The sequence below is a fragment of the Corallococcus llansteffanensis genome (assembly GCF_003612055.1).
GTDB lineage: Bacteria > Myxococcota > Myxococcia > Myxococcales > Myxococcaceae > Corallococcus > Corallococcus llansteffanensis.
In genome coordinates this window covers 1-7,237 of record NZ_RAWB01000507.1, presented here as the reverse complement: position 1 = coordinate 7,237, position 7,237 = coordinate 1, and the positions used below count along the sequence as shown (strand labels likewise).

Annotated in this window: 5 protein-coding genes and 1 pseudogene; 4 read left to right on the top strand and 2 right to left on the bottom strand. The window is 73.6% G+C overall.

From position 1 onward, the window contains the following. From D7V93_RS33435 to D7V93_RS33425, 3 genes are all read left to right on the top strand, one after another. Window positions 1–1,476: glycosyltransferase family protein (locus D7V93_RS33435; RefSeq protein ID WP_372338378.1), on the top strand; the 1,476-nt coding region annotated here is incomplete at its 5' end. A 61-nt stretch (window positions 1,477–1,537) separates the two neighbouring features. Continuing rightward, window positions 1,538–1,888 carry a histidine triad nucleotide-binding protein gene (locus D7V93_RS33430; protein ID WP_120647233.1) on the top strand — a complete coding sequence of 117 codons (351 nt, stop codon included), beginning with the start codon at window positions 1,538–1,540 and terminating at the stop codon, window positions 1,886–1,888. Between the two features lie 108 nt (window positions 1,889–1,996). Then, window positions 1,997–2,767, top strand: a complete 771-nt coding sequence (locus tag D7V93_RS33425; RefSeq protein ID WP_120647232.1) for a YoaK family protein — start codon at window positions 1,997–1,999, stop codon at window positions 2,765–2,767. A 31-nt stretch (window positions 2,768–2,798) separates the two neighbouring features. Here the strand turns inward: D7V93_RS33425 and D7V93_RS33420 are convergent, their stop codons facing one another. Further along, window positions 2,799–5,096, bottom strand: coding sequence for a polyamine aminopropyltransferase (locus D7V93_RS33420; protein ID WP_120647231.1), 2,298 nt, complete (start codon window positions 5,094–5,096; stop codon window positions 2,799–2,801). A gap of 204 nt (window positions 5,097–5,300) precedes the next feature. Between D7V93_RS33420 and D7V93_RS33415 the strand changes: the two genes are divergently transcribed. Then, the gene (locus D7V93_RS33415) at window positions 5,301–5,795 is read left to right on the top strand and encodes a hypothetical protein (protein ID WP_120647230.1); all 495 of its coding nucleotides are present in this window, start codon (window positions 5,301–5,303) and stop codon (window positions 5,793–5,795) included. A gap of 45 nt (window positions 5,796–5,840) precedes the next feature. Here D7V93_RS33415 and D7V93_RS45365 read toward each other — a convergent pair. Further along, a pseudogene (locus tag D7V93_RS45365) lies at window positions 5,841–7,237 on the bottom strand (hypothetical protein); the annotation flags it as partial.

The window sequence follows — 7,237 nt, the reverse complement described above, 5'->3', positions numbered from 1 at the left end:
GCTCCAGCCGTGGCCCCGGTCGGAGCTCTGGTCGAAGCTCCGGCCGAGCGCCGCCTGGGCCTGGTGCTCCTGGGGGTCTCGCTGGCGCTGGGCGCGGGCTTCCGCCTGTACCGGGCGCTCCACGACGACGGCATCTACTGGCCAGACGAGGTCTACCAGAGCCTGGAGCCCGCCCACCGGCTCGTCTACGGCTACGGGCTCATCGCCTGGGAGTTCGTGGAGGGCGCCCGGAACTGGGCCCTCCCGGGACTGGTGGCGGGAGTGCTGGGGCTCGGCCGGCTGCTCGGTTTCGACGACCCGGCGGGCTACCTGGGGCTCGTGAAGGGCTTCTTCGCGCTCGTGGGGACGGCGACGGCGTGGGCCACGTGGCGGCTCTCGCGCGCGTCCGGGGCCTCGTCGCTGGCGGCGTCCGCCGGGGCGTCCCTGTTCGCGCTGGCGGTGGTGCCCCTGTACTTCGGCCCCCGGGCGATGAGCGAGAACGCCTCCGCGCTGCCGGTGGCGCTGGGGCTGGCCCTGGCGCTGCCCCGGGGGGTGTCCCGGCGGGCCCTCGTGACGGGAGCGTCACTGCTGGGGCTGGCGGTGCTGCTGCGGCTGCAGAACGGCGTCTTCTGCGTGGGCTTCCTGGGGGTGCTGGCGGCGCGGCGCCAGTGGCGCGAGGCGGGCGTGGCGCTGGCGGTGCTGTCCGGGTGGGCGCTGGCGTTCGGGCTCCTGGACAAGCTCACCTGGGGGCGCTGGTTCCACTCCGCCATCGTCTACCTGGACTTCAACCTGGTGCAGGGCAAGGCGGCCCAGTTCGGCACGGAGGCCTTTGACTACTACCCGCGCATCCTGCGCCGGGCGATGCCGGGCCTGTCCATCCTCGCGGGCGCGCTGGCGCTCCTGGCGCTGCCCCGAGCGTGGGGGCTGGCCGCGCTGACGGCGGGCTTCGTCGTCCTGCACGCGTACCAGCCGCACAAGGAATTGCGCTTCCTCGTGCCGGTGCTGCCCCTGGTCGCGGCGCTCGCGGGCGTGGGGCTGGATTCGGTGCTGGGCGTGCTTCGCGGCCTCCCCGCGCGGGCCACGGTGGCGGTGGCGGTGGTGGCGGCGGCGCTGGTGTCCGGCGCGGGCGCGGGGGCGCTGACGTTCGGGGAGCTGGGCCAGTACGAGCGCGTGCGGCCCGGGGACAGCGCGTGGGACGACCAGGGCTCCGTCAACCGGCTGCTGGAGTTCGCGGGCCGCCAGGACGACGTGTGCGGCCTGAAGGTGGAGTCGGTGCATCTGGCGTGGGCGGGGGGCTACAGCTACTTCCACCGGAAGGTGCCGCTGTACCCCCACTCGGGGCCGGGGCGGGGTTCAGGCCTGTTCAGCCACGTCATCACCCCGGCGGGCTACGAGGGCGCGGGCGCGACGATGGCCCGGGATGGCCCGCTGGCGCTGGTGAAGCTGTCAGGGGCGGGCTGCGTGCCGGACCCCGGCTATTCGTGGCTGCTGCCGTAAGCGGACGAATGGGGGGCAAGGCCCTTTCCGCCCCACCCGGCGCGTTGGTAAGCCACGGCCCATGCCCGAGTCCGACTGTCTCTTCTGCAAGATTCGCGAAGGTGCCATCCCGGCGAAGGTCGTCTACCAGGACGAGCACTGCCTGGCCTTCGAGGACATCAACCCCCAGGCCCCCACCCACGTCCTGTTCATCCCGCGCAAGCACATCCCCACGGTGAACGACCTCACGGAGGAGGACCGGGCGCTGGTGGGCAGCCTCTACCTGGGCGCGGCGAAGGTGGCGCGCGAGCGCGGTTACGCGGACAGCGGCTACCGGGTGGTGATGAACACCCAGCGCGACGCGGGGCAGACGGTGTTCCACATCCACCTGCACCTGCTCGCGGGCCGACCCCTCCACTGGCCGCCGGGCTAGCGGTCCCCGGGGGCCCCCTGCCCTCCGGTGCCGTGACAGGCGCCAGGGGGCGGGTGCTAGCGTTCGCGGCTGCGTGGCCCCCCTTTCTCCCGGGCGGGCCCGCCGCCCATGTTCAGTGCCCAGTCGTCGCCGCAGACACGCCGCGCCTATTCACGCCTCGCCCTGCTGCTGGCCGCCGTCGCCGGGGCGGTCAACGCCGTGGGCTTCGTGGCCCTGGGCTCGCACACGTCCCACATGTCCGGGCACATGGCGACGCTGGGCGAGTCGCTGGCCCTGGGACGCGCGGACGTGGGGTGGCTGTCCGCGCAGCTGATGGGGATGTTCATCGCGGGCGCCACGTCCGCGGCGATGCTGCTGGATGCCTCGCGCCACCGCACGCGCGGCCGTCACGTCTCCGCGCTGCTGCTGGAGGCGGGGGTGCTGGGCGGCATCGGCGTGGGCATGGCGACGAGCGTGGGCGTGCGCGCGCCGGTGTTCCTGTGGGGGCTGGCCTTCGCCATGGGGTTGCAGAACGCGCTCGTCACCCGACTGTCCGGCGCGGTGGTGCGCACCACGCATGTGACGGGGCTGCTCACCGACATCGGCATCCAGCTGGTGCAGCTGATGGCGTGGGTGCGCGACGGCGTCCGGGGCGAGGGCGCGCCGGGCTTGTGGCACCGCCTGCGCGACCTGCCCTCCGCCGTACAGTTCGAGCGCACGCGGCTGCACCTGGGCCTGGCGCTCGCGTTCCTCGCGGGCTCCACACTGGGCCCCTTCCTGTTCCTGCGTCACGGGGCCGTGACGCTGGTGCTGCCGTGCGCGGCGCTGGGCGTGCTCGCGGCGCTGGACGTGCGCCTGTCCGCCCTGCCCGCGCCAGCCCCCACCGGGCCGGGGCGCTGAGGGCCCCAGCGCGGGCGTTCAGGGCCCTGCGTCAGGGGGACGCGGGCTGGGCCACCGAGGGCGTGGGCGGGGCGGCGTCCCGGATCTTCTCCGTCACCGATTCCCGGGGAAGCTTCGGGCCGCGCAGCGCCTGGAGCACGCTGCTGCGCTCATCCGTCCAGGCGTAGTCCGGCTCGCCGTGGAGGGCCAGCCTCCGCACGTACGAAGGCGAGCGCGTGAAGGTGGGCCCCCAGGCGAACTCCTTGTCCGGGCTCAGGATGATCCAGATGCTGGCCAGCGCGTCGTCCTTGGTTTCGGTGATGACCAGCGTGGAGGACATGCCGAAGGCGCGCGCATGCGTCACGCTGATGGGGACGAGGTCCAGGTGCTGGTTGCTGATGTGCAGCGCCAGCACGCCGTGCGGCGCGAGGTGCTGGCGGTAGAGCGCCACCGCCTCGTGCGTCAGCAGGTGGACCGGGATGGCGTCCGAGCTGAAGACGTCCAGCGCCAGCACGTCGAAGCCCTGCGGCTGTCCGTGCTCCAGCTCCTGCTCCAGCGAGATGCGCGCGTCGCCCTCCACCACCTCCGACCGCGCGGCCGAGTCCTTCAGGTAGCTGAAGTAGCCGCCCTGCCCCTGGGCGAGCGCGATGATGACGGGGTTGATTTCATAGAAGCGCACCTGGTCCCCCGCCTCCATCAGCGCGGCGCTGCCGCCCACGCCCAGCCCCAGCATGCCCACGCGCAATTCGGTGGGAAGCCCCAGGGCCCGCCGCCACCGGCGCTGCTCCGTGAGCGCCAGGCCCAGGCCGCTCTGCGGCGTGTAGTAGGACGTCGTGGCGTTGCGGCGCGACGGCTCGATGTACTGCCAGCCGTGAGTGATGGCGCCGTGGCGCAGGGTGTACTGGTGCTGCTTCGGGTTGTTGCGGCCCTGCTCCAGCACCTGCACCATGCCGAAGAAGTTGCGCTCGGAGAAGCGCACGCGGCCCTGGGCCCCGGAGACGAGCAGCCCCAGGTTCACCGCCACCAGCACCAGCATCGCGCCGCGCAGGGTGCGCTGCACGCGCGCCGTCAGCTTCTCCTCCGGCGGGCGGCGCATCATGCCCGCGAGCGACACCGCGCAGCAGGCGCCCAGCGACAGCGGGTGCTCCCAGTAGACGTTGAAGAGGGCGGGCGCCACCAGGTTGACGAACACGCCGCCCAGCACCCCGCCCACGGACACCCACAGGTAGAAGGCGCTCAGGTGGCGCGGCGCCGGGCGGAAGCGGAACAGCTCCCCGTGGCACACCATGGCGCCGGTGAAGAGCGCGAAGGCGTGGAAGAGCACCTGCCACCCCAGGCCCAGCGTGGGGCCCTCCTTCTGCGCGTACGACACCATGGCCACCGCGGCGATGAGCGCCACCGAGTACGGGCCGCGCCGGTAGAAGGACTCGCGCGAGAAGGCCAGGATGAAGGTGACGAGGTAGACGGCCAGCGGCATCACCCACAGGAACGGGCCCGCCGCCACGTCCTGGGACAGCTTGTTCGTCGTGGCCAGCAGCAGCACCGACGCGCACATGCTCAGCCCCAGCCACGTCAGCGTGCGGACCACGCCCGGGCGCGGCGCGTCGGCCAGAGCTTCGGCGGTCGCTTCTTCGGACGCTTCGGTGGACGCGGCGGCCAGAGCGGCGGCCAGAGCCGCGGCCGGAGCGTCGACCGGGGCGGTGTTCGGGGCATCGGGCACGGAGGCCTGCACCGCCGTCGTGCGGCGCAGCACGTCCGTGGCGCAGGCGAGGACCAGGACGACGAAGAGGACGAAGCCCGCGGCCCAGCCCCACGCCTGCGCGCCGCGGCCCACCCAGGGCTCCACCAGGAAGGGATAGCCCAGGAGCGCGAGCAGCGAGCCGGCGTTGGAGAGCGCGTAGAGCACGTACGGCGAGCGCCCCGGCCGCGCGCGGGCGAACCACGACTGGAGCAGCGGGCCGGTGGTGCTCAGCACGAAGAAGGGCAGGCCCAGCGTGACGGCCAGCATCCCCATCAACCGGAGCACGGGCTGGTGGTCGTCCACGGCGGGGCGCCACCCGTCTCCGGGCGCGAGCGGCGAGCCCGTCCAGAAGGCCCGCGCCGCGAGCGCCGCCACCGCCACCGCGAGCAGCCCCAGGTGCAGCAGGGCCTGCGTGCGAGGGCGCAGCCGCGAGGCCACCCCGTGCGCATAGGCGTACCCCGCCAGCAGCGCGGCCTGGAAGAAGAGCATGCACGCGGTCCACACCGCGGGCGTGCCGCCGTACCACGGCAGGGCGTAACGGCCCGCCAGCGGCTGGACGCCGAAGAGCAGGAACGCGCTGGTGAAGATGGCGAGGGCGTAACGGACCATGCGGCCTCGAGGCAGGGGGAGAGGCGCAGCGGAGGGACCCGCGCTGGGAGTGTTTCAAGCCAGTGGGACTTCCCTGTCAACCCTGGGACCCTCAAAGCCCGGTGGGCGACCGGGCAGGCATCCGGCGAGGCGGGTGGCCCTGCGGGGCATCGGACCTACTTTCCCGGACGGGCAGGCGGAGTGATTCCGCGAGAGGGGACAACCATGAAGGGCTTCATGCGCGGTGCGGTGGGGGTGCTCGTCGGTGGGGCGATGGGCCTCTGGGGCTGCAACAGCGAGGTGGCTTCGCAGGGGAGCCGGGGGTTCCAGGACCCCGTGCAGACGCAGCACCGTCCCCCGGAGGCGCAGGCCTCGATGCCGCAGAACAGCAACCGCCCTGATGCGGAGGACCCGGGGCAGGCCGGCAGGGCCTACGACAGCGACCGGGCGGGAAGCTCGGACCTGGAGGGCACGGGCGGCTCCGGACGCCAGCCCGGAGGCGGCACCCTGGAGCTGGGCACGGGGCTGGCGGACAGCTATCGCGGCCCGGCGTCCACGGAGGGCACGGGCGGCGCGGGCCTGGACGCGGGCACCCGCATGGACGCGGGGATGATGGACGCCGGCAGCCGCATGGACGCGGGCACTCGCATGGACGCGGGCACCCGGATGGACGCGGGCACCCGGATGGACGCGGGCACCCGGATGGACGCGGGCCGTTAGCGCCAGGCTGGCTTCACCCCCCCGCCTGTCGCGGTGCCGGGGCTCCTACTTGGAGCCCTGCTTGATCTGCACCTGCTCCAGACGGGCGTGGAACCGCCGCACCTTCTTCAGAAGCGCGGCGTCGTCGCCACCGTTCCTGACGGCCTCTTCCAGGTCGTAGAACTGGTTGCACTCCATGCCCATCGCGGCACAGGTGTGCTTGTCCTGCAGGGTCTCGAAGAGCTTGCTCGTCTTGAGCCACTGCTGCTCCAGCTCGCTGACCCTGGCGGAGCCGCGCACATTGGCGCCGCGCTTGCCGGGACGTGCCGGCGGCGCCTTCTTCGCCGTGAGCGCGGGCGTTGAAGGCGCGGTGGGCACGTCCGGGTCAAGCAGGTCGGAATCGTCGGTGGGAGGCGCCTTCACGGGGGCCACCGCCGGCGCGACGGGGGCCTGCTCCTTCACGGCCGCGGGCGGAGGAACCACGGGGGCGGTCGGGGACACGTCGGAGGCCGTGTTCTCTGGCGGACGCGCGGGCGGCACCGCGGTGGTCACGGGACGGCTGGGTGGCTGGACCCGGGTGGGCGGAGGCGGCTTGAGCGTCTTCGAATGCTCCAGGCCCACGGCCACGCGCAGCTCGGGGACGAAGTAGAGCCCCAGGCCCACGATGAGCAGCGCCACGACCGCCAGGGACGTGAACAGCAGCACCGAGCGCAGGACACCGCGCGAGGGGCCAGGCTCGCGGTGCGCGGGGCGGGATGACTCCGCGGCGTCGGCCGGCCGCACGGGCATGGCCTTGCGACGGGTGTCGTCGCGCGACGCACGCGAGGTGGAGGACTCGTCCGGGTCCACGGCGGGCGCCGCGCGCGGGGCGGTGACGGCGCGCATGCTCGACGCGGTGTTCGAGCGCACGGGCGTACCGGGTGACGAACCGCGCGCACGGCGCGAACCCGTGCGGCTGCGGGTCGGGCCGGTAGGGCCGGTGTCGGGCTCCTTGCGACCGGCCGGCGGGTTCGTTTCGCGCAGCAGGGCTTCGTCCAGCACCACGCGGGCCTGCGGCTCCTCGCGGCGCGGCGCGCGCGGCATGGCGATGCGCGGATGCGTATCCGCGTCACCCTGACGCGCGACCTGGGCATCTTCCGGCTCGGCGGTGATGTACGGCAGGCCGGCGTCCGGCTCCAGGGCGTGGGCGTCCACCGAGACCGACTCGGACGACGGCCGGGTGTCCTGCATCGTGGGCCGGGGGGCCGGGCCGGAGAGGCTCCGGTCGTCCAGCGCGTCCGGCTCTTCGGGAGCGGTGGACCACGGAGGTTCGGTGGACAGCGGCCCTCCGGACTGGATGGAGGGCACCTGGATGGTGGGCGCGACGTGCGACGGCAGCGGGCGGCTGCCATTCGAGGGCGTCGTCACGCCCATGCGCGGCGGGACCATGGACGGCATGGCCGCGGTGGGACGCTGCCCCTCCG